Here is a 24683-nt window from a genome sequence, read left to right as displayed (position 1 = left end):
TGAAGCCGGGAGGCTCATCGGCGGGTAATGGGAGGTCCGGCACTCAGTCAGTGCCGGCGAGTAAAAACGCCAGAAACAGTTTCTGGCGTTAGTGCAATGTTCATTGTTTTTATTATTTATAAAACATCGGGCAACTGGTAGTCGTTCAGTTGAACGGCCAGCCGGTCCAGCCATTCTTTATATTGATACCGATGCCGCCCTTGCCAGGAGCGCCAACGCCGATATTACCCGTGCCACCATTGTTCTTGATCAGGTCAGCCAGGTCGTTCAGGTTGGTGTCGGTAGTCACTTTTTTTCCGCCGATGGTCAAGCCGGCGCCCGATACGACGTCTATTTCCATATCGTTCAGATTGCGCATGTTTCATTCCTTTCCAAAGATTCATCTATCAGCTTTCCCGACAATCCGGTACTCGACTTTCCCGGATAGCTGGAAAGAGCCATTTCATCTTTCATGTAAAAAGATGCGGAATAATTAAAACAAACAACAATATCGGATACTTCTGAAAGTGCTATTGACGAGTCGGTTCAGCCTGTCGCTGGCGCACCCACTCCACCGTTCTGCAGTACGCGTCCCAAAGAGCCCGCTGTGACGAGACACCCGGCAACATCAGGTTGGAGATCTTCCGCAAGCGAACACTCAGCCATGGGCGAACCGCCGGACACTCGAAGGCGGGCGCGCGGTGCCGGTTGCTGGCAGCGCCGGCTCCGCCGCTTCCACCCCCAACAGGCTCAGCAGGCGCGCGCGGATCTCCTGGAAACCGTCCTGGCCGGTGTCCCGCGCGCGTGGCAGGTCGATGCTCAGTTGCTCGGCGATCTTGCCGTTGGCCAGCACGATGACCCGATCGGCCAGGAGGATGGCTTCGTCGACATCGTGGGTCACCAGCAGCACCGCCGGCGTATGTTTGCGCCAGAGGTCGATGATCAGCCGGTGCATGCGGATCCGGGTCAGCGCATCCAGCGCGGCGAAGGGTTCGTCGAGCAATAGCAGCTTGGGCTCGCGCACCAGGCCGCGGGCCAGGGCCACGCGCTGGGCTTCGCCGCCGGAGAGCGTCGCCGGGTAGGCTTCCAGGCGGTGGGCCAGGCCGACTTCGGTCAGCGCCTGCACCGCGCGGGCGCGGGCGTTGGGGATGCGCAGGCCAAGGATCACGTTCTTCCAGGCGCGCTTCCAGGGCATCAGGCGCGGCTCCTGGAACACCGCGGCGCGCGCCTTGGGCACTCGCAGCTGGCCGCTGTCGATGCTGTCGAGCCCGGCCAGGCTGCGCAGCAAGGTGGTCTTGCCCGAACCGCTGGCGCCCAGCAGCGCGACGAATTCCCCCGGGGCGATGTCCAGGTCCAGGCCGTCGATGACCCGCTGCTCGCCGAACTGGCGCACCACATTGCGCAGTTGTACCGGGTGGGCGGTCTTGGGCGCGTTTACACGATCGATGCTCGACATATCAATTCCTCACGAAAGTTGGGCGCCAGGCCAGGGCGAAACGTTCCAGGGTGCGGATCAGGCCGTCGATCAGCAGGCCGAGGACGCTGTAGATCAGCAGGCAGATGACGATCACGTCGGTGCGCATGAAGTCCCGCGCGTCACTGGCCAGGTAACCGATGCCGGCGGTGGTGTTGATCTGCTCGACGAACACCAGGGCCAGCCAGGAAATCCCCAGGGAATAGCGCAGGCCGACGAAAAACGAGGGCAAGGCGCCCGGCAGGATCACGTGCCAGATCAGCTCGCGCCGGCTCAGGCCCAGGGTGTTGGCGGCCTCGATCAGCTTGGGGTCGATGTTGCGGATACCGGCGAACAGGTTCAGGTATACCGGGAACGTGGTGCCGGTGACGATCAGGGCGATCTTGGTGAACTCGCCGATGCCGAACCAGAGAATGAACAGCGGCACCAGGGCCAGCGAAGGGATGGTGCGCAGCATCTGCATCGGCGAATCCAGCACCACCTCGCCGCGTTTCGACAGGCCGCTGATCAGCGCCGCGACCACGCCGATACTGACGCCGATGCTCAAGCCCACCAGCGCCCGTTGCAGCGACACCAGCAGGTGCTTGCCCAGTTCGCCGGAGGCGATCATGGCCCAGAGCGTGCCGCCGATCTGCGACGGCGCGGCGATCACCCGCTGGGGAATCAGCCCCCAGCGCGACGCCAGCTCCCACAACAACAGCAGCACGATCGGGCTGATCAGCCGCAGCAGCGCCTCGGGGGTGCGCCAAGTGCGCAGCCACAGCGGGATCCACTGCGCCCCGCCCTGCCCCGCACCACCCCGGCGAACGGCCTTGTCGACGGAAAACGAGCTGCTGGCGCCCGGTGTCTCGAAAGTCTTGTCGCTCATCAGGCTTCCTTCCTCATCAAGCCCATGGCCGGAGGCGCCATGTTTCAGCTTCGAATTCATGCTATTCGCATAAAAAATCGCAGTGAAATTCTTTTTGGGAATAACCTAATATGATTAAAAATCAGATAGAAAATTAACCAGATAAATTATTTGCATAGTAAGACGGCTCGGCCAACGCCCTTTGCCGGGTGTGCGGATGCAGCGCTATAAAATGCACATTGCTGATACAGGTCTATTCAAATAATCAGTTAATTTAATAATTAACTTAGAACAAAACGGCATTTCACACCCCGCCGCGCTGCGCCTACTTTCGACACCACGGACCGACCCCTTGCCCGGTGGAGGCTGAATCACGCCTATTGAAAAACTATTGGAAGAAAACAGGGAATCCACCATGAGTATCGAATTCATCGGTTTTATCGGCGGCCACCACGCCTCGGAAATTCACCCGCGCAGCGGCCCCGTGCTGCAACCCGACTACGTGGAAAAAGTCGCCCGCGCCCACGAAGACGGCGGCTTTGACCGCGCCCTGGTGGCGTTCCACTCCAACAGCCCGGACAGCACCCTGATCGCCGCGCACGCCGCCAGCGTGACGAAAAAGCTCAAGTTCCTGATCGCCCATCGCCCGGGTTTCGCCGCGCCGACCCTGGCCGCGCGCCAGTTCACCACCCTGGATGTGTTCAATGGCGGGCGCACCGCGGTGCACATCATCACCGGCGGCGACGACCGCGAGTTGCGCGCCGACGGCAGCTATATCGACAAGGACCAGCGCTACGCCCGCACCGACGAATACCTGGACGTGCTGCGCCAGGAATGGACCAGCGGCCAGCCCTTCGACTATCAAGGCCAGTATTACCAGGTCGAGGGTGCGTATTCGGCGGTGCAGTCACCGCAACAGCCGCACATCCCGCTGTATTTCGGCGGCTCCTCGGCGGCGGCCATCGCCGTGGCTGGCAAGCATGCGGACGTCTACGCGCTGTGGGGCGAAACCTACGAGCAGGTGCGCGAAGTGGTGAGCCAGGTGCGTGCCGAGGCCGCCAAACATGGTCGCAGCATCAGGTTCAGCCTGTCGTTGCGGCCGATCCTGGCGGACACCGAGGAGCAGGCCTGGGCCCGTGCCGAACGCATCCTGCAGCAGGCTACGGCCCTCGCCGAGCAGAACGGTTTTGTCCGCCGCGAACCACCGAATGAAGGTTCGCGCCGCCTGCTGGCGGCAGCGGCCCAGGGCTCGCGCCTGGACAAGCGCCTATGGACCGGCATCGCCGGGCTGCTCGGCGCCCAGGGCAACTCGACGTCCCTGGTTGGCACCCCGGAGCAAGTGGCCGAAGCCCTGCTCGACTATTACGACCTGGGCATCACCACCTTCCTGATCCGCGGCTTCGACCCGCTCGAGGACGCCATCGACTATGGCCAGCGCCTGATCCCGCTGACCCGCAAGCGGGTGGCCGAGCGCGAGCGGCTGGCCGCGGAAAAAGTTGCCTGAGCTGGACCCCGACGCATAGAGCCCTGATCGCCCTGTAGCCGCTGCCGCAGGCTGCGATCGGGGCACAGCCCCGCCAACCTGCCGGCGCGCTATCACTGACCTACGGCGGCGTCTGGCCTGGCGACCGCTGCGCGGTCGTTCGCAGCCTCGCTTCGCTCGGCAGCGGCTACAGAGCATTGCTCATTGCTGGATGGATACCTTGTAGCCGCTGGCGCAGCCTGCGATCGGGGCATAGCCCCGCCAACCTGACGGCGCGCTATCACTGACCTGCGGCGGCGTCTGGCCTGGCGACCGCTGCGCGGTCGTTCGCAGCCTCGCTTCGCTCGGCAGCGGCTACAGAGCATTGCTCATTGCTGGATGGATACCTTGTAGCCGCTGCCGAAGGCTGCGATCGGGGCATAGCCCCGCCAACCTGACGGCGCGCTATCACTGACCTGCGGCGGCGTCTGGCCTGGCGACCGCTGCGCGGTCGTTCGCAGCCTCGCTTTGCTCGGCAGCGGCTACAGAGCATCACGCCTGCTGGATGGACGCCTTGTAGCCGCTGCCGAAGGCTGCGATCGGCTGCGCAGCAGACGCAAAACCGGAGACTGCGGTTTGTCAGGCAGACCGCGTGTTGCGGATTCACGGCCGCTGCGTCGGAATGCCACCCAAACCGATCGCAGGCTGCGCCAGCGGCCACAGTGCGTAAGCGCGTTTCTGTGTCCGTGCCATCACTCCTTATAAGCCGTATCACTACGCTCCAACTGGCGGATCAGCGCATTCCAGTGCCGGGCGACACCCGGCCCGTCGCCACTCTTGAAGGCTTCGGCCTGCTTCTCGACCTTGGCCACCACCTCGGCCGGCGGGTAGATCAGCTCGGCATTGCCGCTGGCCTGGGCGGCGATCTGGATGTTGCAGGCGCGCTCCAGGTAATGCAGTTGCTGGAACGCATGCTCGACGCTGATGCCTGCGGTGAGCAGCCCGTGGTTGCGCAGGATCAGCACGCTCTTGTCCCCCAGGTCCGCCACCAGCCGTTCGCGCTCGTCGAGGTCGAGGGCGATGCCTTCGTAACCGTGATAGGCCACACGCCCGGAAAAACCGATGGCGTGCTGGGAGATCGGCAACAGGCCGTCGCGCTGGGCGGACACGGCGATGCCGTCGCGAGTGTGGGTGTGCAGGACCGCCTGCAGGTCGGGACGGGCGCCATGGATTGCGCTGTGGATCACATAACCGGCGTAGTTGATCCCGAGGCCCGTGGGGTCGTCGACGATAGTGCCGTCAATGTCGACCTTGACCAGATTGGAAGCGCTGATTTCGTCGAACAGCAAGCCGAAGGCGTTGATCAGGAAATGCTCGTCGGGCCCCGGCACCCGCGCGGAAAAGTGCGTGTAGATGTGATCGGTCCACTTGTACAGAGCCGCCAGCCGGTAGGCTGCGGCGAGTTTCACGCGCACCTCCCACTCTTCGGGGCTGACACGCTGGCGAACATTTTTCGAGACGCTGGATAACGGGCTGACGCTGCTCATGGCAAAACTTCCTGGATGGCCTTTAAGGAACTCCAGCCAGCCTAGGGGAAGGCAAAAAATAATAAAAAGCACATTTTAATCTAAGCTAATTATCATTATTTTTTATTTTAAGCCGCCCTGCCCTTGCCCTCTTTCAACCGCTCACGCGGCACTCTTGATCTTCTGCAGCGAGCCGGCGACCAGCTTGCCAAAGGCGTCCACCGGCCCTTGCAGGTTGCCGAGAAAATGCGGGTAGATCAGCCACAGGTCCATCACCGGCTTGAAGTCCTTGAGCGGCATCGCCGCCAGTTGCTCGCGGTGGGCGCTGCGCTCCAGCAGCGGTCGCGGCACCAGGCCGAGGCCCAGGCCATCGGCGACCAGGCCCAACTGCAACTCGGTGCCGAAGGTTTCCAGGTTGACCCGCAGGGCCAGGCCCTGGTCCGACAGGGTGCGTTGCAGCCCGGCGCGGAAACCGCAGCCGTCCGGATTGAGAATCCAGCCGTTCTGGTAAATGTCGGCGAGCTTGCACGGGCGCTTGGGCAATTGCGCCTTGGCGCAGACCACCACCAGCTCCATCTTGCCGATCGACTCGCCAATGATGTTGTCCGGGAAGATCTTGCCGGCCGGGAACAGCGCGGCCGCCGCGTCCAGCTCGCCGCGCTCGATCTTGCCCACCAGCTGGCTGCCCCAGCCCGTGGCCACCTGGGCGCGCAGTTCGGGGTATTCGACGCGCAGGTGCTTGAGGGCATCGAGCAGCACCACATCGCCGATGGTCTGCGGCACGCCCAGGCGCAACAGCCCGGTGGGCGGCGCGTCGGTGGCCACTAGTTCGCGCAGGGCATCCATTTCCCGCAGGATCAGCCGGCACTGTTCGTACACCCGGGTACCGATCAGCGTGGGCTTGAGCGGCTTGGTGTTGCGGTCGAACAGCTCCACGCCCAAGGCCTGCTCGAAGTTCTGCACCCGCCGGGTGATCGCCGGTTGCGTCAGTTGCAAGGTCTCGGCGGCATGGCTGATGGACTGGCAACGAATCACTTCGACAAAGGCGTCGATATCATCAATTTTCATTTGGCCCGCACATAGAGAACAGTCATTAAGATGTTCGAAAAGCATAGTTTGAATGCGCGTAGCTGGATAGCCTGGCGCATCTATCGATAACGTCTAACGCTATTCACAAGGGTTCTAAATTCCTTTCAGCTATAACCTAATCATAAAAAAATAGCATATTAAGAAAAATCATTATGCTTAAATCCTGATAACGAACCCTGATATCGAACTTAGACCACGACCACGGAGTCGCCATGACCCAGGCCCGACACCCGGAGAGACTCAGAGCATTCATAGGCGCCCTGGCGGAGCTGATCGACAGCCACCCCCGTGAAGGCGACCTGCTGCACCGCGGCGGCAAGCTGCTGGCCCAACTGGTCAGCCATGACGACTGGCTGCCCGAGGACTTCGCCCGCCCCGATCCGGAGCGCTATCAACAGTACCTGCTGCACGCCGATTCCCGGCAGCGCTTCAGCATCGTCAGTTTTGTCTGGGGGCCAGGGCAGCGCACGCCGATCCACGACCACCGGGTCTGGGGGCTGATCGGCATGTTGCGCGGCTCGGAGTACTCACAAGGTTTCGCCCGCCACAGCGACGGCAGCCTGCGGGCCGAGGGCCAGCGGATCCAGCTGCTGCCCGGCCAGGTCGAGGCCGTGTCGCCGAAGATCGGTGACATCCATCAGGTCAGCAATGCCTTCGACGACCAGGTGTCGATCAGCATCCATGTCTACGGCGCCAATATCGGTGCCGTGCGCCGCGCGGTGTACCAAGCCGACGGCAGCGAAAAACTGTTCATTTCCGGTTATTCCAACGCCTTCCTGCCCAATATCTGGGACCTGTCCAAAGAGAGCCAAGCCCTATGAGCACAGCACCTACCCGCTCTTACCCGCAGATCCGCCAGGCGCTGCTGAACCGTGAAGAGCTGGCCCTCGTCGATGTGCGCGAAGAGGCGCCCTTCGCCCAGGGGCATCCGCTGTTCGCCGCCAATATCCCGCTGTCGAAACTGGAGCTGGAGGTGTATGCGCGCATTCCCCGGCGCGATACCCAAATCACCGTCTATGACCATGGCGAAGGCCTGGCGGAACGCGCGGTGCAGCGCCTGCAAGCGCTGGGCTACAGCAATGTGAGCCTGCTCGAAGGCGGCCTGGACGGCTGGCGCGACGCCGGCGGCGAGTTGTTCATCGATGTCAATGTGCCGAGCAAGGCCTTCGGCGAACTGGTGGAAAGCCAACGGCATACGCCGTCCCTGGCGGCGGAAGAAGTCCAGGCCCTGCTCGACAGCCAGGCGGACCTGGTGGTGCTCGACGCCCGGCGCTTCGACGAATACCAGACCATGAGCATTCCCCGTGGCATCAGCGTGCCGGGGGCGGAGCTGGTGCTGCGCGCCCGCGAGCTGGCGCCGGACCCGGCGACCCGGATCATCGTCAACTGCGCCGGCCGCACCCGCAGCATCATCGGCACCCAGTCGCTGATCAACGCCGGCATCGCCAACCCGGTGGCTGCCCTGCGCAACGGCACCATCGGCTGGACCCTGGCCGGGCAGGCGCTGGAGCACGGCCAGTCGCGGCGCTTCGCACCTACCAGCGAAGCCCATCGCGCTGTCGCCGCCGATGACGCCCGGCGAGTGGCCGACAAGGCGCGGGTGGGCCGCGCCAGCCTCGACGACCTGCAACGCTGGCAGCAGGAAACGCAGCGCAGCACCTACCTGTTCGACGTGCGCACCCCGGAAGAATTCGAGGCCGGCCACCTGCCCGCGGCCCGCTCCACCCCCGGCGGGCAACTGGTGCAGGAAACCGATCACTTTGCCAGTGTGCGCGGCGCGCGCCTGGTGCTGGTGGACGACGATGGCGTGCGCGCCAATATGTCGGCCTCCTGGCTGGCGCAGCTGGGCTGGCAGGTGTACGTGCTGGATGACCTGCAGCCCGCGCACTTCAGCGAACAAGGCCCGTGGCAGGCACCAGTGCCCGCAGCGCCGCAGGCCGAGGAAATCAGCCCCGAGACCCTGGCCCAGTGGCTGGCCGAAGGCGACAGCCTGGTGCTGGACTTCACCAGCAGCGCCAACTACGTCAAACGGCATATCCCGGGCGCCTGGTGGGCCTTGCGCGCGCAGTTGCCGGAGGTTCTGGCCAAGCTGCCGCCGGCCGAGCGTTATGTGCTGACCTGCGGCAGCAGCCAGCTGGCGCGGCTGGCGGTCGCCGAGGTCGAGGCCCTGACCGGCAAGCCGGTGTTCCTGCTGCACCAGGGCACCGCCAACTGGATCGACGCGCAGCTGCCGCTGGAAACGGGCGAAACCCGCCTGGCCTCGCCGCGCATCGACCGTTATCGCCGGCCCTACGAGGGCACCGATAACCCCCGCGAAGCCATGCAAGCCTACCTGGACTGGGAGTTCGGATTGGTGGAGCAGCTGGCCCGCGACGGCACCCACGGTTTTTATGTGATCTGAACCGCGTGATCTGAAACAGCCCGGCTTATGTGCCTTCACCGGCCCATGAGCCACCTGACGCAATACCCGGACCGACCCCTTTCTCCAGGCGGAGGTGACCCTAACCACCGACACCCGCCTGGAGCCTGTCGTCATGCGCGTTACCCTGCCCTTCCTCACCCCGCTGTTGCTGGCTGTCACGTTTGCTCTTGCCGCCCCGGCGCAGGCCGCCGACCTGCAACCGCTGCGGGTGGCCAATCAGAAGTCGACGATCAAGGTCCTGCTGGAAGTCTCCGGCGAGCTGAAGGACGTGCCCTATGAAATCCAGTTCTCCGAATTCCCCGCCGCCGCGCCCCTGGGCGAGGCGCTGAATGCCGGCGCCGTGGACATCGGCGGCCTGGGCGATGCGCCCTATGTGTTCGCCCTCGGCGCCGGCGCGCCGCTCAAGGTGGTCAGCATCGTCCACGCCGAGGGGCGCTACACCACGGCCATTCTGGCGCCCAGGGATTCGCCGCTGAACGACGCCCGCGACCTCAAGGGCAAGCGCATCGTCACCACCCGCGGCTCCATCGGCCACTTCCTGGCGATCAAGGCCCTGCGCAGCGTCGGCCTGAGCACCCGGGATGTGCAGTTCATCTACCTGCTGCCCAGCGAGTCGCGCATCCTCCTGGACAACGGCAGCGCCGACGCCTGGTCGACCTGGGACCCTTACACCACCATCGCCACCACCCAGAGCCAGGCCAAGGTGCTGGTCAGCGGCGACAACCTGCTGAGCAACCACCTGTACCTGGCCGCCACCCGCCAGGCGATCACCGACAAACGCCAGCAGCTCGAAGACTTCGTCGCCCGGGTCGATCGCGCCTACCGCTGGACCAACGCTCATCCCCAGGAGTTCGCCGCCGCCCAGGCCCAGGTCACCGGCCTGCCGCTGGCCGTGCACCTGGCGGTGGCACAGGCCACGCACATGCAGCCGGTGGAGATCGACGACCAGGTCATCGGCGGCCTGCAAACCACCGCGGACATCTACCGCGAGGAAGGCATCCTCAGCCGGCCCATCGACGTCTCCCAGGGCTTCGACAAGAGCTTCAACGCCCCGCGCGTGCAACTCAACCAGGCATCCCGCTAACCAGACTACGGATTCAGGAGCATCACCATGAGCAAGCAACGTCAATTGAAACTCGGCGCGATGGTCCATGGCGTCGGTCACGGCTGGGGCGAATGGCGCCACCCGCGGGCCCTGGCCAACGCCAGCGTGAACTTCGACTTCTATAAACAGCAGGCGCAACTGGCCGAGGCGGCCAAGTTCGACTTCGTGTTCATCGCCGACAGCCTGCACATCCATGAAAAATCCAGCCCGCACTACCTCAACCGCTTCGAGCCGCTGACCATCCTCTCGGCCCTGGCCGCCAGCACCCGGCATATCGGCCTGGTGGCCACCGTCACCGTCAGCTACACCGAGCCGTTCCAGGTCGCCCGCCAGCTCGCCTCGCTGGACCATATCAGCGGCGGTCGCGCCGGCTGGAACGTGGTCACTTCCTGGCTCAGCGGCACCGCCGACAACTTCGGCAAGGCCGAGCATCCGCCCCATGCTGTGCGCTACCGCATCGCCAAGGAGCATGTGGCGGTGGTCCAGGGGCTGTGGGATTCCTGGGAAGACGACGCCTTTGCCTACGACAAGCAGAGCGGCGAATTCTTCACCCCCGGCAAGCTGCATGCGCTGGAGCACAAGGGTGAATTCTTCTCGGTGAAGGGCCCGCTGAACATCGCCCGCTCCCGGCAAGGCCAGCCGGTGATTTTCCAGGCCGGCACCTCCGAGGACGGACGCAATTTCGCCGCCGAGAATGCCGATGCGATTTTCGTCAGCCCCGAAGACTTCAACGAAGCGCGCGCCTACTACCAGGACCTGAAACGCCGTGCCAGCGGCTTTGGCCGCGATCCACAGTTGCTGTCGATCCTGCCCGGCATCCGCCCGATCGTTGGCCGCGATGCGGCGGAGGTCGAAGACCGCTACCAGCAGGCGGTGGCGCTGGTGAGCATCGAAGATGCGATCGTCGCCCTTGGCCGGCCGTTCAACGACCATGATTTCAGCCAGTACCCGCTGGACGCACCCTTCCCCGAGCTCGGCGATCTGGGCGCCAACAGCCAGAAAGGTGGCTCGGAGCGGATCAAGCAACTGGCCCGCGACGAGGGCCTGACCTTGCGCGAAGTGGCCCTGCGCTTCTCGCGGCCACGGCGTGATTTTGTCGGCACACCCGAGCAGGTCGCCGACGCCATTCAAACCTGGTTCGAGGAAGGCGCGGCCGACGGCTTCATCATCAACTCGCTGCTGCCGGACGGCCTGCAGTACTTCACCGAGCGGGTGGTGCCGGAGCTGCAACAGCGCGGCTTGTTTCGCGATGAGTACAGCGGCCAGACCCTGCGCGACAACCTCGGCCTGCCGGTGCCGGCCAACCGCTACGCCGAGCCATCCCAGGCCAGCGCAACCCAGAGCGAGGCCGTGGCATGAGCGAATACCTCAATCGTCGCGGCTTCCTCGCCGCCAGCTCGCTGGCCGTTGGCGCCCTGGGCTTGTCCTCGCTGGGCTTGGCCACGCGCGCCTTCGCCCAGGACAACAGCCTGGCCGACCTGACCCTGGGGGTCGCCACCTACCGTGGGCAGGACTCCTATTTCGTCGAGGACGCCGGCACCGCCGATACCCCCTATAAGGTCGAATACTCGGAGTTCGCCGGCGGCAACCTGATCGTCGAAGCGCTGGCCTCGGGCAGCCTGGACGTCGGCGGGATGAGCGAGATCCCGCCGATCTTCTCGATCCAGAGCCATCGCCAGCCACGGCTGATCGCGGTGCTGCAAGGCGACGTGAACAACCAGGTGTTCCTGATCCCCAAGGACTCGAAGGTCGAGTCGGTCGCGCAGTTGCGCGGCAAGCGCGTCGGCTACGTGCGCTCCACCACGTCGCACTATTTCCTGATCAAGGCCTTGAAGGAACAGGGCCTGACCCTGAACGACATCACTGCGGTGGCGCTCACGCCACAGGACGGTTTCAGCGCCTTCCAGAGCGGCCAACTCGATGCCTGGGTGATCTATGGCGTGTTTATCCAGCTGGCGAAATTCCGCAGCGGCGCCCGGGTGCTGAAGACCGCCCTGGGCTACCTGTCCGGCAACTACCTGATCGCCGCACGGCCGGCGGCCCTGGAAGAGCCGCTGCGCAAGCAGGCGATCCAGGACTATATCCAGCGCCAGGCGCGCACCCTGGAGTGGATCAATGACAACCCCGAGCCCTGGGCGAGCAAGTCGGCGCAGTTGCTGGGCGTCGACAAGGCGGTGTTTCTCGACATGTACAACAACCGCAGCCAGCCGTCGCGGATCATCGCCGTCAACGACCAGGCCATCGCCTCGCAGCAGGAAGTCGCCGACCTGTTCTTCGACGCCGGCGTGCTCAGCGAACGGCTCGACGTCAGCCCCCTGTGGGACCGAAGTTTTGCCTTGCTGCCGCTATGAGCCGGCTCCCAGCCTCCTTGATCGAGTGAAGTCACCATGAGTCTTTCTTCTCCCCTGCCGCCCGTGCTGCACCCGGTCGAGGTCGCCGACTTCGACGCCTTGCTGCAACGCATCGGCCAGCAACTGGGCGCCACGGCCCACCTGTATGACGAGAGCGGCGCCTTTCCCCGGGACAACTTTGCCCTGCTGCATCAGCATGGCCTGTTGGCCCTGACGGTGCCCAAGCACCTGGGCGGTGGCGGCGCCAGCCTGGCCCAGGCGCGCAAGGTCATCAGCGCGGTGGCCAAGGGCGAACCCTCCACCGCGCTGATCCTGGTGATGCAGTACCTGCAGCACTCGCGCCTGCAAGACAGCCAGAGCTGGCCCGAAGCCCTGCGCCTGCGGGTGGCCGCCGACGCGGTGCACGACGGCGCGCTGATCAATGCCCTGCGGGTCGAGCCCGACCTCGGCACCCCGGCCCGCGGCGGCCTGCCGGCGACCATCGCCCGGCGTACCGCCGCCGGTTGGCGCATCAGCGGGCGCAAGATCTACTCCACCGGCAGCCATGGCCTGAGCTGGTTCAGCGTCTGGGCCCGCAGCACCGACGAAGACCCGCTGGTCGGCGCCTGGCTGGTGCACAAGGACACCCCCGGCATCAGCATCGTCGAGGACTGGGACCACCTGGGCATGCGCGCCACCTGCAGCCACGAAGTGCTGTTCGACAACGTGCTGGTGCCGCTGGACCACGCCGTCAGCGTCAGCCCCTGGAGCGCGCCGCAGCCGGAGCTGGATGGCGACGGATTCCTGTGGATGGCGGTGCTGCTGTCGGCGGTCTACGACGGCATCGCCCAGGCCGCGCGGGACTGGCTGGTGGGCTGGCTGGAACAACGCAAACCGTCCAACCTCGGCGCCGCCCTGGCGACCCTGCCGCGCTTCCAGGAAACCGTCGGCCATATCGACACCCTGCTGTTCGCCAACCGCAGCCTGCTGGATGCCGCCGCCGAGGGCCATACGCCGGCGAGCAACGCCGCGCAACTGAAGTACCTGGTGACCGGCAACGCGATTCGCGCGGTCGAGCTGGCCATCGAGGCCTCCGGCAACCCCGGCCTGTCGCGCCACAGCCCGCTGCAACGGCATTACCGCGATGTGCTGTGCGGTCGTGTCCACACCCCGCAGAACGACGCCGTGCTGCAAGGCGTCGGCAAAGCGGTATTCGCCCAGCGTCAGAACAAGGACAAGTCATGACCCCACTCGTTATCGCCAGCCAACTGGATGCCGACTTCAACGCGGTGATCCGCCAGCGCCTTGAGCAGACCCACCCCGAAGCCAGGGTGCTCGACGTGCCCGCCGGCGTGCCCAGCGACCTGCCGGCCGAGGTCAGCATCCTGCTGGCGCGGCCGATCAATGTCCGTGGTTACCTGGCGCCGGACACCCCGCCTCCGGGCTGGCCCTATGCGCTGCGCTGGATCCAGGTGGTGTCATCGGGCATCGACTTCTACCCCCGGTGGCTGTTCAACGGCCCGCCGGTCAGCACCTTGCGCGGCAACGCGGCGGACAACATCGCCGAGTTCGCCCTGGCCGCGATCTTCGCCGCGGCCAAGCACCTGCCCGAAATCTGGGTGCATGACGCGCAGTGGCATTTCACCGCGCTGACCCCGCTCAAGGGCAGCACCCTGGGGATTCTCGGCTTTGGCGCGATCGGCCGCAGCCTGGCGAGCAAGGCCCGGGCCCTGGGCCTGAATGTGCTCGCCCTGCGCCAGAGCCAGGCGCCGTTCGAGGTCGAGGGCGTGCAAGCGGCGCGGGACATCCATGAGCTGTTCGCCCGCAGCGACCATCTGGTGCTGGCGGCGCCCTTGACCGAGGCGACCCGGCATATCGTCAATCGCCAGGTGCTGGCCAGCGCCAAGCCCGGCCTGCACCTGATCAATATCGCCCGCGGTGGCCTGCTGGAGGATGCGGCGCTGCTCGAGGCGCTGGACAGCGGGCGCATCGGCCTGGCCTCGCTGGATGTCACCGACCCCGAACCCCTGCCCGACGGCCACCCGCTGTACCGCCACCCGCGGGTGCGGCTGTCGCCCCATACCTCGGCAATCTCGACCAACAGCGGGCATGACATCGCCGATGGCTTCCTGGCCAATCTCGAGCGTTTTCTTGCCGGGCAGCCGTTGGAGAACCCGGCGAATCTCGAGCGCGGTTATTAAGTAGCGCCAGACACGCCACCGCTATCGCGGGCAAGCCTCGCTCCTACAGGTTATGTGTGATCTGTAGGAGCGAGCGGGCGGCGATCCGACTTGCCCGCGATTTGGTTTCCGGATTCCCCAAAAAAAACATCAGGAATACGCATTTATCCAACGAATTAAATTACATATTTTTATAATTAACTTATAACTATTCAGACTTTTACACCGCGTATTTATACAAATACTGTTACATCCAGCACCGACCACCTGACCAGGTGGAGGCCCATGGAATTGCGTTTTCCGGCCGACACCACTCCACGGTCAATTGCGCCACCCGAACCTGAAAACCGGCCCAAGCCCCCCGCCGCCATGGCTTTCCCAGCATGGCCCCGGCGCAGCCTTGCCCGGAAAAAAACAACGCCAACCTACACACCTGGGGTTCACCATGCAGCACTTCACCGCACACCGCCTGACGCTGGCCGTATCGCTCAGCGCGGGCGTCTCGCTGAACCTGGCCGGGTTGTCGGCCCACGCCGCAGAGGGCGCCGACAAGGCCGCCCTGCCAGTGGTCACCGTCACCGCCGAGCACCATGCCGAGGACCTGCAAAAGGCCCCGCTGGCGATCTCCGCGTTCGATGAAAAAGCCCTGGAAGACAAGCAAATCAAGAGCATTCGCGATCTCTCCGGGCAGGTGCCGAACCTCAGCCTCAGCCGCCAGTCGATCTCCTACAGCGCGCAGACCTACGGCATCCGTGGCATCGGCGAGACCGATCCGATCCAGGAAGCGGCCGTGGCGGTCTACGCCGACGACCTGTACATCCCGCGGGCGATTTCCTCGATGCTCGATTTCAACGACGTCGAGCGCGTCGAGGTGCTGCGCGGCCCCCAGGGCACCCTGTACGGACGCAACAGCAGCGCCGGGGCGATCCGCGTGATCACCCGCGACCCGACCCAGGAAACCCGCGGTTTCCTCGAACTCGGCGCCGGCAACTACAACGCCCAGAACGGCCGCCTGCTGATCAGCGGGCCGCTGGTGGACAACACCCTGTTCGGCAGCTTTTCGGCGATCCGCCTGAGCCGCGACGGCACCGTCTCCAACCCCACCCGCGGCAAGGACGTGAACAACGTCGATATCCAGTCGTACCGCGGCAAGCTGCGCTACAAGCCGGACGATTCGCCCTGGGATGTGCAACTGACCCTGGCCGGCACCTTCGACCGCGGCGACACCACCAGCTACACACCCTTCGATGCCAACGGCCGCTTCGACAAGTTCAAGAGCTACAGCAGCCTCGATCCGAAAAACCGCCTCGACCAGGGCAGCTCGGTGCTGCGGGCGATCTACGCGATCGACGAGCACCTGAACCTCAAATCGGTGACCGCCTACTCGGCCTTCCACCAGCCGGTGGACTACGACAACTCGGGCCAGGCGGCGCTGATCCAGAACAACCTGATCCTCTACAAGCAGGACTACGCCACCCAGGAATTCCAGCTCAACGGCGACTACGACGAGTTCAGCTTCAGCACCGGCCTGTACCTGTACCGCGAGCAGTTCGACGCCGAGCGCGACAACCTCACCTACTCGGTGGCGCGCAACCGGGTGATCGGCCAGGGCCAGTACAGCACCACCCACACCGAGAGCTACGCGCTGTATGGCCAGGGCAGCTACAGGATCACCCCGCAGCTATCGCTGATCGCCGGGCTGCGCTTTACCCGCGAGCACAAGAATTTCGAGTACGACAACTACGCGATTACCACCAACCGGCAAATCACCGGTACCAACTTCAGCGCCGATTCGAGCAAGTCCTGGCAGTCCACCAGCCCGAAACTCGGCTTCGAATACGCCTGGACGCCGCACCTGAACCAATACGCCTACGTGGCCAAGGGCTTCAAGGCCGGTGGCTACGACAACCGCGCGCCGACCCGCGCCGCCGCCGAGCAGGCGTTTTCCCCGGAAGACGTGACCACCTGGGAAACCGGCTTCAAGGGCGACTTCTTCGACCGCCGCCTGCGGGCCAACCTGGCGCTGTTCTACAACGACTACAAGGACCTGCAGACCAACGCCTACGACCCGGCGCTGGGCGTCAGCCTGCGCACCAACGTCGGCCAGGCCCACACCTACGGGGTCGAGCTGGAAACCCTCAGCGCCCTGACCAACGACTTGCAGCTGACCTTCAACCTCGGCTACCTGCAAAGCCAGTACGACGACTTCGAGAACGCCAGCGGCGCCGGGGTCGATGCCAACGGCAAGCAGCTGGTGTTCTCGCCACGCTGGAACACCAGCGTCGGCCTCAACTACACCCTTCCCGCCGGCCTGCCCGGCACCTGGCTGGCCGGCACCGATGCGCAGTTCCAGACCAAGTCCTACGCCAACGCGCTGAACGACGACATCCAGGAAATCCCCCGGCAGACCTTCTGGAACGCCAATACCCGCTACATCTCCGGCGACGGCCACTGGACCACCACCCTGGCGGTGAAAAACCTGCTCGACCGCGCCTACCCGCAGTCGGTCGGCTACGTGCCGTCCAGCGGCGCCCGCTACTACGCCGTCAACGACCCGCGAACCCTCTTGCTGTCCGTGCGCTACGACCTCTGACCCCCTCATCGGCAAATACGCCAAGGAGTACCTTATGGCTTTTACCCGCAGGCAACTGATTTCCCGTATCGCCGCCGTCGGTGGTTATTCCGCCGCCGTCGGCGCCCTCGATGCCCTGGGGCTCGCGCCCAAGGCCGTGGCAGCGGCTTTCGACCCGCTGCAACTGGGCAGCAGCGGAAAAGGCAAGCATGTGGTGGTGGTCGGCGCCGGTATTTCCGGGCTGGTCAGCGCCTATGAACTGCGCAAGGCCGGTTTCGGCGTGACCATCCTCGAGGCCCGCGAGCGGGTCGGCGGACGCAACTGGACCCTGCGCCGCGGCACCAAGGTGGAGTTCGACGACGGCGTCAGCCAGACCGTGGACTTCGATGAGGGGCAGTTCTTCAACGCCGGCCCGGCGCGCATTCCCAGCCATCACCAGACCCTCCTCGGCTACTGCCGCGAGCTGGGCGTCGAGCTGCAAGTGCTGGTCAACAGCAGCCGCAATGCCCTGGCCTTGCCGGACGCCCGGCAGCCGGCGTTCCAATTGCGCCAGGCGGTCAACGACAGCCGGGGCCAGCTATCCGAACTGCTGGCGCGCAGTGTCAGCCGCAAGGCCCTGGACCAGGACCTGAGCGCCGACGACCGCCAGGCGCTGCTGAACTTCCTCAAGGTCTATGGCGACCTCAATGCCGACTTCAAATACCAGGGCTCGGTGCGCTCGGGCTACACCCGCCTGCCCGGCGCCGGCGACCAGACCGGCATCACCCGCGCGCCGCTGCAGCTGCAGACCCTGCTCAATCCCAAGCTGTGGGGCGCACTGGTGTTCGATGAAATCCCCGAGTTTTCCTCGACCATGTTCCAGCCGGTGGGCGGCATGGACCGCATCCCCCTGGCGTTCTACGACCAGCTCAAGGACGCGGTGCGCTTTCACGCCGAGGTCAGCGACATCCAGACCTCCGAGCAAGGCAGCCGCATCACCTACAAGGACCGCCAGACCGGCAAGAGCCAGACCCTGAGCGCCGACTACGCCATCGTCACCGTGCCCCTGCCGCTGCTGGCCAGGCTGCCGAACAACTTCAGCACGCCGTTCAAGCAGGCGATCCTCAGCGCCCAGAGCGACCAGGCGAACAAGGTGGCCTGGCAATCGCCGCGCTTCTGGGAAACCGACTTCAACATCTTCGGCGGGCTGTCCTACCTGGACCATGAAGTCAAAGGCCTGTGGTACCCCAGCGACCGGCTGAACAGCGCCCAGGGCATCCTCGTCGCCGCCTACAACACCAGCGAAGCGGCCCAGGCCTTCAGCCGCAAACCCCTGGCCGAGCAGTTCGCCTCCTCGCGCCAGGCCGTCGAACTGCTGCACCCCGGGCACAGCGCCAAGCTGCAAAAACCGGTGGCCATCAACTGGTCCAAGGTGCCCTTCAGCAAAGGCCCGTGGATCGTCAACGACGAGGTCGGCGAGCAGGCCTACCACATCCTCAACCAGCCCCAGGGCCGCACCTACCTGGCCAGCGATGCCCTGGCCCATGGCGGCGTCGGCATCTGGCAGAACAGCGCCGCCGATTCGGCGCGGCGCATCGTCAGCCTGATCGGCCGCCATGCCGAACGCCAGCAACCGGGCGTGGCCGCCTGATTCCCCCCATTTTTCCCCAAGACAGAAGGACCGACCGATGAAAACCACCACGCTGCTCGCAGGACTGCTCATGACCGCCACCGCCTTCACCAGCCTCAGCCACGCCGATGAGATCAAGCGCATCGCCCTGCCCAACTCCAACTTCCCGATTTCCCTGGCGGTGGCGGTGCCGGCGCAGACCGAGCTGCTGTTCGTCAGCGGCCTGCTCGCCGACCTGCACGACCCGCAAGCGCCGAAGGATTCCTTTGCCGCCTACGGCGACACCGCGACCCAGACCACCTCGATCCTCAACAAGCTCAAGGGCGTGCTGCGCAGCCAGGGCCTCGACCTGGGGGACGTGATCCAGCTGCGGGTGTTCCTGGTGGGCGACCCGGCCAAGGGCGGCAAGCTGGATTTCGCCGGGTTGCAGCAAGGCTATTCGCCGTTCTTCGGCAGCGCCGAGCAGCCGCACAAGCCGGCGCGCACCGCGGTGCAGGTGGTCGCCCTGCCGCTGCCGGGCGGCCTGGTGGAAATCGAAGCCGTCGCCGCGCGCAAGAAGTGACCCGGACCTAGCCGATATTCAGGAGCCCCCTCTCATGCTCAAGCGCTCAACTGCCCGACGTACTGCAACGGTCTATCGCCCGTTGTTGCTGCCGCTGTCGATTGCCTGCGGCCTGGCTTCATCCAACCTGGGGGCCGCCGAAAGCGCCTCGCCGACCCTCGACACGGTGGTGGTCACGGGCAACCGTGGCGCCACCGAACGCACCGTGACCACCAGCCCGACGCCGATCGACGTGGTCACCGGCGAACAACTGCGGGCGGTGGGCAAACCCAGCCTGCTGGAAGCGCTGAGCAAGTTCATCCCGTCCTTCAACCTGCCCGACCGCGCCGGCTGGGACGCCAGCGGCGTGGTGCGCTCGGCCACCCTGCGCGGGCTTACCGCCTCGCATGTGCTGGTGCTGGTCAACGGCAAGCGCCGGCACACCAGCGCCACCTTGAACATCAACGGCATCAACAGCGGCGCGGCGCCCAGCGACCTCGACCTGATCCCGGTGGCGTCCATCGACCATATCGAGGTGCTGCGCGACGGCGCGGCGGCGCAGTACGGTTCGGACGCGATTTCCGGGGTGATCAATATCATCCTCAAGCAGACCACCGGCGGCAGTTCCGATACCACCCTCGGCCAGGGCTACGACGGCAAGCGCGGCAGCGCCCAGGAGGCGCTCAACTACGGTTTCCAGGTCGGCGAGGCCGGGGTCCTGAATGTCTCCCTCGACACCCGTTACCAGGAGCGCGACAACAAGGCTGGCAGCAACGGCTACAGCAGCCATTACTACCCGCTGGCCGACGGCTCGCCCGACCCGCGCGAGGCCGGTGCCAGCCACCACACCTACAAGGGCTACGGCCTGCCCCGCAGCCAGCTGGCCGATGTCGGCTACAACCTCGACCTGCCGCTGAACGACGCCGTGACCCTGTATTCGTTCTCCACCCTGGCCACCCGGGAGAACAACGACGGCCAGAACTTCCGCCTGCCCAACGGCCGCAACACCATCACCACCGGCCCCAATGGTTATCCCAACGGCTACAGCCCGTACTGGCTGATCAACGAAACCGACTTCCAGTCGGCGTTCGGCGCCAAGGGCGAGGACTTCGGCGGCTGGGCCTGGGACCTGAGCAGCACCTACGGGCGCAACTACGCCAAGCAGCGCACCTACGACAACCAGAACCCGTCCCTGGGGGATAACACCCCGAACAAGTTCACCTCCGGCATCTATATCGCCGACCAGCTGACCAGCAACCTGGACCTGAAGCACAGCTACGAGATCGGCCTGGCCAAGCCGCTGGACCTGGCCTTCGGCTTCGAGCACCGGCGCGAAAGCTACGAGACCCGCGCCGGCTCCGAAGCCTCCTATCTCGATGGCGGCTATGTGTTCCCCGCCGGCCACCCGCGCGCCGGGCAACGCCCCGATCCGGGCGCCCAGGTGACCAATGGCATCAGCCCCGAGGATGAGCAGAAGATCAGCCGCAACAGCGTCGCCAGCTACATCGACCTGGGCTTCTACCCCGTGGAGCAGTGGTATGTGGGCCTCGCCGCACGCTACGAGCACTACAACGAAGGCGTGGGCGCCACCCGCAGCGGCAAGCTCAGCACCCGCTATGAGTTCAACCCGGTGTTTGCGCTGCGCGGCACCCTCAGCAACGGCTTTCGCGCGCCGTCCCTGGCCAACCAGATCTTCACCGCGCGCTCGACCGGCTTCGACACCATTAATGGCGTCTACCAGTCCTACAACTACGTGATCCTGCCGGTGGATTCGGCCGGCGCCCAGGCGCTGGGCGCGCAGTCCCTGAAGCCGGAGCGCTCGACCAACTTCAGCCTGGGGTTTGCCCTGACCCCCAGCGACGACCTGAGCCTGACCGTGGACGGCTACGTGATCAACCTGCGCGACCGCCTGGTGCTCAGCGAACGCTTCCAGGGCCCGGGGGTGGCCGCCCTGCTCGACAGCATCGGCGTGCCCGCCACCGCCGGCGCGCAGTACTTCACCAACGGCGCCAATACCCGCACTTCCGGGGTCGATGTGGTGGGCAATTACCGGCAGGACCTGGCCCGCTACGGCGCGGTGAAATGGACCGCGGCGCTGAACTACAACCACACGCAAATCCTCAGCGTCAGCGACACCCCCGCGCAACTGAGCGCCCTGGGCAGCAACTTCCAGCTGCTGGGACGGCAGTCGCGGGCGCTGCTCACCAAGACCTCGCCCAGCAGCAAGATGATCTTCTCCGCCGATTGGGCGATCCGCGACTTCGACGTCAACCTGCGGCTGACCCGCTACGGCACTTACACCGAGGTCAACAGCTCGAGCAACCCGGACCTGGACCGCGAGTACTCGGCCAAGTGGATCACCGACCTGGACGTGGCCTATGCCGTCGACAAGCAGCTGACGGTGGCGGTGGGCGCGCAGAACCTGTTCGACAAGTACCCCGACCCTATCGGGGTGAGCAACTCGTCGTTCGGCGACAACTGGGGCAGCTACTCGCCCTTCGGCTTCACCGGCGGTTACTACTACACTCGGGTGCAATATGCCTTCTGAGGTGCCCCGCGGCAGAGGTAATGCCGCGGGCGCCGGGCTTCGACGCGACGCTGGGTTCCTGCCCCAGGCGTCGCCCTTTTTACCGCGAGCGTAACCGCCCATGACTGACGTGTTCGCCAAGGTGGCCCTGGGGCCGCTGTTACTCGCCCAAGGGCTCTACACCCGCTGGGTCACCCCCAAGTTGCCGGAGGCCGAAGGCCCGCGCCAGGGCGGGTACAACGACGCCAACGGGCCGGCCCTGCGCCTGTTGATCCTCGGCGACTCCGCGGCGGCGGGTGTCGGCGCCGGCACCCAGGACGAGGCGATTGCCGGCCGGCTGGTGGCCGGGCTGGCCGGCGACTTCCAGCTGTCATGGCAACTGCGGGCACAGTCCGGGCTGGATTCGCAGCAATTGTTCCAGCTGTTGGACGGTGGCCCGGCCGAGCCCTTCGATGTGGCCCTGGTGTCCATCGGCGTCAACGACGTCACCAGCACCGTCGCCACAGCCGAATGGCAGGCACGGATCTCGCGCCTGATCGCGCTCTTGAGCGAGCGCTTCGAGGCCCGGCACATCGTCTTCCTGCCCGTGCCGCCGATGCACCTGTTCCCCGCCCTGCCCCAGCCACTGCGCTGGTACCTGGGCCTCAGGGCCCGGCGCTTCAACAGCCTGCTGGCCGAGCTGCTGGACGGCCAGGAGCACTGCACATTACTGGCGACCCGCTTCCAGCCGGCCGCCAACCTGATGGCCGGCGACGGCTTCCACCCCTCCCCGGTGCTCTACCGGATCCTCGCGGATGACGCCGCGCAGGTGATTCGCCAGCGCTGCAACCGCTGAGTCAACCGGATCGCAAACGGCCGCAGTCCATCCCAGGCAAACACGAGCCTGTGCCAGATCGGCCTCCATGTCGTGCTTCCACACCCCATCGAAGCGGCTGGCCAGGGTGCTGATCTGCGACCTGGCGATCGCAAAACTCATACAGTTCCGCCTCCCATGAGGTGCACTGAACCCCGCGCGCCCGCAGCCTGCGGATGGCCGCGCCGGCATCCGCCTGCTGCCGTTCTACGCGGTCACCCGCTTTTTTTCAGCGCCAGGGCGACATAGCCATTTCCAATCTGAGTCTTTATGAATTCCTGCACATAAGCGGCTGCAAGGGGTCTGTTTCCCGGAACGGCCATCGCCTGGCGTATCTCAGTGAAGCTATCGGCCAGGACTCGTGTGTGCGGGTTCTCGTTGGCAAAGCGCTCCAGGGGTTGTCGTACCCCGGCAGCTGCATCCAGCTGTCGATCGACAAACAACTGGACCGCCCCAGCCGAAGTCGGGGCACGGCGCAGTGTTGCCTCGGTCAATGTACGAGACAGATAAAGGTCATAGGCGGCGCCTTGCCCCACTGCGATCTCGATGCCCGGTTGATCCAGGTCGGCCGTGCATCGATAGTCACTGTCACGGTCGACCAGGTAGGTCCCCTCGATGACCACATAGGGTGACGAGAATGCGATTTTCTGTGCCCGCAGCGGATCAATGGCCAGGAACGCCAGGTCCCAACTGCCGTTTTCCAAGGCGGCGAATACCTTGCCGGCAGCGTCATAGGCCGTGAGTTCGCAAGGCACTCCCAATACCATTGCCAAACGCTTGGCCAGTGCGACGGAAACGCCTTCCAGGTGGCCCGTCAGCTCGTCTCGCTGCGCCAATACCGGGTTGCCAAGATTGATTGCGACGCGCAAGCAACCGCTTGGCGCCAGCTCGCTCTGCACCGCCGAAATGTCGTGTTTCATGGCGACTCACTCCTCCTGATCGGGATGGTTCCGGCTAATAAGGGGGCCAATGCCGAACCGGATCAGCATTGGCGTCCATCGCTCAGAGCACTTCAGGAATACATACCCAACCTTCCATCAAGCGTCGGGCACTGCGGCTCATGACGGCCTTGTCGACACTCCAGCGTCCCTGTTCCAGGACGGTTTGCGCCCCGACGGCGACGCTCCCCGCGGTGTGTCCCATCCGCACCTGGCGATCACCGATATCCCCGACAATGCGATTGACCAGGGTCCCCTCCAGCGCCGCGGCCACCGCCACGGCGACCGCGCCGGTCCCTGTGATTGCGTGGTGCAGTCTGCCCATGGACAAGATGCGCGCGATCACGTCGATATCCTCGGGCTGCACCTGCTTGCCGCCCGCAGCCTGATAGGCTTGCGGCCTGGCCACAAAGCACAGCTTTGGCGTATGGGGACGCAGGCGCGTAGCCTCTTCGGCGCTTTCTGCCAGCCCCATGACCACTGTGCAATGGGCACGAATGCTTTCGAGTCGAGCGAGCAAGGCGCTATCGCCGTTGACCTGTTCCTGGGTCTCGGTGCCGCTCAGCCCGAAGCGAGCCGCATCGACGAAAATGGTCGGGTTGCCGGCATTCAGCAATGTCACCGGCAAGCGTCCCACCCCTGGGATGTCCAGCTCGTCAAGCGCATTGCCAGTAGGCAGGATGTTGCCGTCGGTTCCCCCGGGGCGGAGAAACTCGAGCACCACCTCGGCGGCGGGAAAGGCTACACCATCGAGAACGAAGTCGCCCTCCTCCTGCACCTCGCCGTCATGCATCGGGACATGCGCAATGATGCGTTTCTGGATGTTCGCCTGCCAGATCCGTACCACGGCGGTGCCGTTGCGCGGGGCCTCGACGAGCCCTTCGGAAATCGCGTACGGGCCGACTGCCGCACTCAGGTTGCCGCAGTTCCCCGACCAGTCGATAACCGGGGCCTCGACGGCCGGGGCCCCGAACAAGTAATCCACGTCACAATCCTCGCGAGCGGATTTGCCGATGACCACCACCTTGCTGGTGCTCGAAGTCGCCCCACCCATCCCGTCGATCTGCTTGCCGTAGGCATCCGGGCTGCCGATCACCCGCAGCAGGATTGCATCGCGCTCGGCACCGGCCGGCGGCAGATGTTCATCAAGGAAGAACACTCCCTTGCTCGACCCTCCACGCATGTAAACAGCGGGAATACGTCTCTGAGTCATATTCAATTCTCCTGCA

The 24683-nt window shown here is 65.0% G+C and carries 20 protein-coding genes; 13 read left to right on the top strand and 7 right to left on the bottom strand.

The genetic code is table 11. The features are described from left to right. Positions 1 to 145: 145 nt before the first annotated feature. The 3 genes from NRG23_RS02385 to NRG23_RS02375 form a co-directional block, all read right to left on the bottom strand. Positions 146 to 358, bottom strand: a complete 213-nt coding sequence (locus NRG23_RS02385) for a hypothetical protein (protein WP_016705245.1) — start codon at positions 356 to 358, stop codon at positions 146 to 148. A 279-nt stretch (positions 359 to 637) separates the two neighbouring features. After that, positions 638 to 1435, bottom strand: a complete 798-nt coding sequence (locus NRG23_RS02380) for an ABC transporter ATP-binding protein (protein WP_124301607.1) — start codon at positions 1433 to 1435, stop codon at positions 638 to 640. Between the two features lies 1 nt (position 1436). After that, positions 1437 to 2321 (bottom strand): ABC transporter permease, encoded by an 885-nt coding sequence (locus NRG23_RS02375; protein ID WP_009049082.1) that lies wholly within the window; start codon positions 2319 to 2321, stop codon positions 1437 to 1439. Between the two features lie 394 nt (positions 2322 to 2715). Here NRG23_RS02375 and NRG23_RS02370 point away from each other — a divergent pair, with 394 nt between their 5' ends. After that, entirely contained in the window at positions 2716 to 3804 is a 1089-nt protein-coding gene (locus NRG23_RS02370; protein ID WP_257373621.1) for an LLM class flavin-dependent oxidoreductase, read from the top strand. Between the two features lie 710 nt (positions 3805 to 4514). Here the strand turns inward: NRG23_RS02370 and NRG23_RS02365 are convergent. Beyond that, on the bottom strand, positions 4515 to 5309 hold the full coding sequence (locus NRG23_RS02365; protein ID WP_009049084.1) for a class II aldolase/adducin family protein: 795 nt from the start codon (positions 5307 to 5309) through the stop codon (positions 4515 to 4517). Between the two features lie 141 nt (positions 5310 to 5450). Continuing rightward, positions 5451 to 6356: a LysR family transcriptional regulator gene (locus NRG23_RS02360; protein ID WP_103331957.1), complete on the bottom strand. Its 906-nt coding sequence runs from the start codon at positions 6354 to 6356 to the stop codon at positions 5451 to 5453. A 233-nt stretch (positions 6357 to 6589) separates the two neighbouring features. On the opposite strand from NRG23_RS02360, the gene NRG23_RS02355 reads away from it, so the two are divergent. From NRG23_RS02355 to NRG23_RS02300, 12 genes are all read left to right on the top strand, one after another. Further along, positions 6590 to 7198, top strand: coding sequence for a cysteine dioxygenase (locus NRG23_RS02355; RefSeq protein ID WP_041983742.1), 609 nt, complete (start codon positions 6590 to 6592; stop codon positions 7196 to 7198). Beyond that, positions 7195 to 8778, top strand: a complete 1584-nt coding sequence (locus tag NRG23_RS02350; RefSeq protein WP_257373620.1) for a rhodanese-related sulfurtransferase — start codon at positions 7195 to 7197, stop codon at positions 8776 to 8778. Before NRG23_RS02355 ends, NRG23_RS02350 begins: the two co-directional genes overlap by 4 nt. A gap of 133 nt (positions 8779 to 8911) precedes the next feature. Beyond that, positions 8912 to 9883: an ABC transporter substrate-binding protein gene (locus NRG23_RS02345; protein WP_257373619.1), complete on the top strand. Its 972-nt coding sequence runs from the start codon at positions 8912 to 8914 to the stop codon at positions 9881 to 9883. 27 nt (positions 9884 to 9910) lie between these two features. Next, complete coding sequence (locus NRG23_RS02340) at positions 9911 to 11263, top strand: LLM class flavin-dependent oxidoreductase (RefSeq protein WP_257373618.1); 1353 nt, start codon at positions 9911 to 9913, stop codon at positions 11261 to 11263. Further along, entirely contained in the window at positions 11260 to 12255 is a 996-nt protein-coding gene (locus tag NRG23_RS02335) for an ABC transporter substrate-binding protein (RefSeq protein ID WP_257373617.1), read from the top strand. Before NRG23_RS02340 ends, NRG23_RS02335 begins: the two co-directional genes overlap by 4 nt. A gap of 36 nt (positions 12256 to 12291) precedes the next feature. After that, positions 12292 to 13479, top strand: coding sequence for an acyl-CoA dehydrogenase family protein (locus NRG23_RS02330; RefSeq protein WP_257373616.1), 1188 nt, complete (start codon positions 12292 to 12294; stop codon positions 13477 to 13479). Beyond that, entirely contained in the window at positions 13476 to 14435 is a 960-nt protein-coding gene (locus NRG23_RS02325) for a D-isomer specific 2-hydroxyacid dehydrogenase family protein (RefSeq protein ID WP_257373615.1), read from the top strand. The genes NRG23_RS02330 and NRG23_RS02325 overlap by 4 nt, the downstream gene beginning before the upstream one ends. A 424-nt stretch (positions 14436 to 14859) precedes the next feature. Continuing rightward, positions 14860 to 17007: a TonB-dependent receptor gene (locus NRG23_RS02320; protein ID WP_257373614.1), complete on the top strand. Its 2148-nt coding sequence runs from the start codon at positions 14860 to 14862 to the stop codon at positions 17005 to 17007. Between the two features lie 34 nt (positions 17008 to 17041). Further along, the gene (locus NRG23_RS02315; protein WP_257373613.1) at positions 17042 to 18616 is read left to right on the top strand and encodes an FAD-dependent oxidoreductase; all 1575 of its coding nucleotides are present in this window, start codon (positions 17042 to 17044) and stop codon (positions 18614 to 18616) included. A gap of 37 nt (positions 18617 to 18653) precedes the next feature. Next, positions 18654 to 19157: a RidA family protein gene (locus NRG23_RS02310; protein ID WP_110176584.1), complete on the top strand. Its 504-nt coding sequence runs from the start codon at positions 18654 to 18656 to the stop codon at positions 19155 to 19157. Positions 19158 to 19191: 34 nt separating this feature from the next. After that, positions 19192 to 21684 carry a TonB-dependent siderophore receptor gene (locus NRG23_RS02305; RefSeq protein ID WP_257373612.1) on the top strand — a complete coding sequence of 831 codons (2493 nt, stop codon included), beginning with the start codon at positions 19192 to 19194 and terminating at the stop codon, positions 21682 to 21684. Between the two features lie 100 nt (positions 21685 to 21784). Further along, positions 21785 to 22498: an SGNH/GDSL hydrolase family protein gene (locus tag NRG23_RS02300; protein ID WP_257373611.1), complete on the top strand. Its 714-nt coding sequence runs from the start codon at positions 21785 to 21787 to the stop codon at positions 22496 to 22498. 233 nt (positions 22499 to 22731) lie between these two features. Here the strand turns inward: NRG23_RS02300 and NRG23_RS02290 are convergent, their stop codons facing one another. Together NRG23_RS02290 and prpF are read right to left on the bottom strand one after the other, a co-directional pair. Beyond that, positions 22732 to 23436 (bottom strand): ABC transporter substrate-binding protein, encoded by a 705-nt coding sequence (locus NRG23_RS02290; protein ID WP_124311260.1) that lies wholly within the window; start codon positions 23434 to 23436, stop codon positions 22732 to 22734. Positions 23437 to 23518: 82 nt separating this feature from the next. Then, complete coding sequence (prpF, locus tag NRG23_RS02285) at positions 23519 to 24667, bottom strand: 2-methylaconitate cis-trans isomerase PrpF (protein ID WP_081361452.1); 1149 nt, start codon at positions 24665 to 24667, stop codon at positions 23519 to 23521. Positions 24668 to 24683: the final 16 nt, after the last annotated feature.

It is taken from the genome of Pseudomonas sp. T8 (assembly GCF_024610635.1).
Classification (GTDB): domain Bacteria; phylum Pseudomonadota; class Gammaproteobacteria; order Pseudomonadales; family Pseudomonadaceae; genus Aquipseudomonas; species Aquipseudomonas chlororaphis_I.
Note: the sequence above shows the minus strand (reverse complement) of the source record. Positions and strands in the feature narration are given on the sequence as shown.

What these genes read in the sequence shown, in the direction of transcription:
- NRG23_RS02385 (WP_016705245.1), bottom strand. Translation starts at nt 358, where the DNA reads ATGCGCAATCTGAACGATATGGAAATAGACGTCGTATCGGGCGCCGGC.
- NRG23_RS02380 (WP_124301607.1), bottom strand. Translation starts at nt 1,435, where the DNA reads ATGTCGAGCATCGATCGTGTAAACGCGCCCAAGACCGCCCACCCGGTA.
- NRG23_RS02375 (WP_009049082.1), bottom strand. Translation starts at nt 2,321, where the DNA reads ATGAGCGACAAGACTTTCGAGACACCGGGCGCCAGCAGCTCGTTTTCC.
- NRG23_RS02370 (WP_257373621.1), top strand. Translation starts at nt 2,716, where the DNA reads ATGAGTATCGAATTCATCGGTTTTATCGGCGGCCACCACGCCTCGGAA.
- NRG23_RS02365 (WP_009049084.1), bottom strand. Translation starts at nt 5,309, where the DNA reads ATGAGCAGCGTCAGCCCGTTATCCAGCGTCTCGAAAAATGTTCGCCAG.
- NRG23_RS02360 (WP_103331957.1), bottom strand. Translation starts at nt 6,356, where the DNA reads ATGAAAATTGATGATATCGACGCCTTTGTCGAAGTGATTCGTTGCCAG.
- NRG23_RS02355 (WP_041983742.1), top strand. Translation starts at nt 6,590, where the DNA reads ATGACCCAGGCCCGACACCCGGAGAGACTCAGAGCATTCATAGGCGCC.
- NRG23_RS02350 (WP_257373620.1), top strand. Translation starts at nt 7,195, where the DNA reads ATGAGCACAGCACCTACCCGCTCTTACCCGCAGATCCGCCAGGCGCTG.
- NRG23_RS02345 (WP_257373619.1), top strand. Translation starts at nt 8,912, where the DNA reads ATGCGCGTTACCCTGCCCTTCCTCACCCCGCTGTTGCTGGCTGTCACG.
- NRG23_RS02340 (WP_257373618.1), top strand. Translation starts at nt 9,911, where the DNA reads ATGAGCAAGCAACGTCAATTGAAACTCGGCGCGATGGTCCATGGCGTC.
- NRG23_RS02335 (WP_257373617.1), top strand. Translation starts at nt 11,260, where the DNA reads ATGAGCGAATACCTCAATCGTCGCGGCTTCCTCGCCGCCAGCTCGCTG.
- NRG23_RS02330 (WP_257373616.1), top strand. Translation starts at nt 12,292, where the DNA reads ATGAGTCTTTCTTCTCCCCTGCCGCCCGTGCTGCACCCGGTCGAGGTC.
- NRG23_RS02325 (WP_257373615.1), top strand. Translation starts at nt 13,476, where the DNA reads ATGACCCCACTCGTTATCGCCAGCCAACTGGATGCCGACTTCAACGCG.
- NRG23_RS02320 (WP_257373614.1), top strand. Translation starts at nt 14,860, where the DNA reads ATGCAGCACTTCACCGCACACCGCCTGACGCTGGCCGTATCGCTCAGC.
- NRG23_RS02315 (WP_257373613.1), top strand. Translation starts at nt 17,042, where the DNA reads ATGGCTTTTACCCGCAGGCAACTGATTTCCCGTATCGCCGCCGTCGGT.
- NRG23_RS02310 (WP_110176584.1), top strand. Translation starts at nt 18,654, where the DNA reads ATGAAAACCACCACGCTGCTCGCAGGACTGCTCATGACCGCCACCGCC.
- NRG23_RS02305 (WP_257373612.1), top strand. Translation starts at nt 19,192, where the DNA reads ATGCTCAAGCGCTCAACTGCCCGACGTACTGCAACGGTCTATCGCCCG.
- NRG23_RS02300 (WP_257373611.1), top strand. Translation starts at nt 21,785, where the DNA reads ATGACTGACGTGTTCGCCAAGGTGGCCCTGGGGCCGCTGTTACTCGCC.
- NRG23_RS02290 (WP_124311260.1), bottom strand. Translation starts at nt 23,436, where the DNA reads ATGAAACACGACATTTCGGCGGTGCAGAGCGAGCTGGCGCCAAGCGGT.
- prpF (WP_081361452.1), bottom strand. Translation starts at nt 24,667, where the DNA reads ATGACTCAGAGACGTATTCCCGCTGTTTACATGCGTGGAGGGTCGAGC.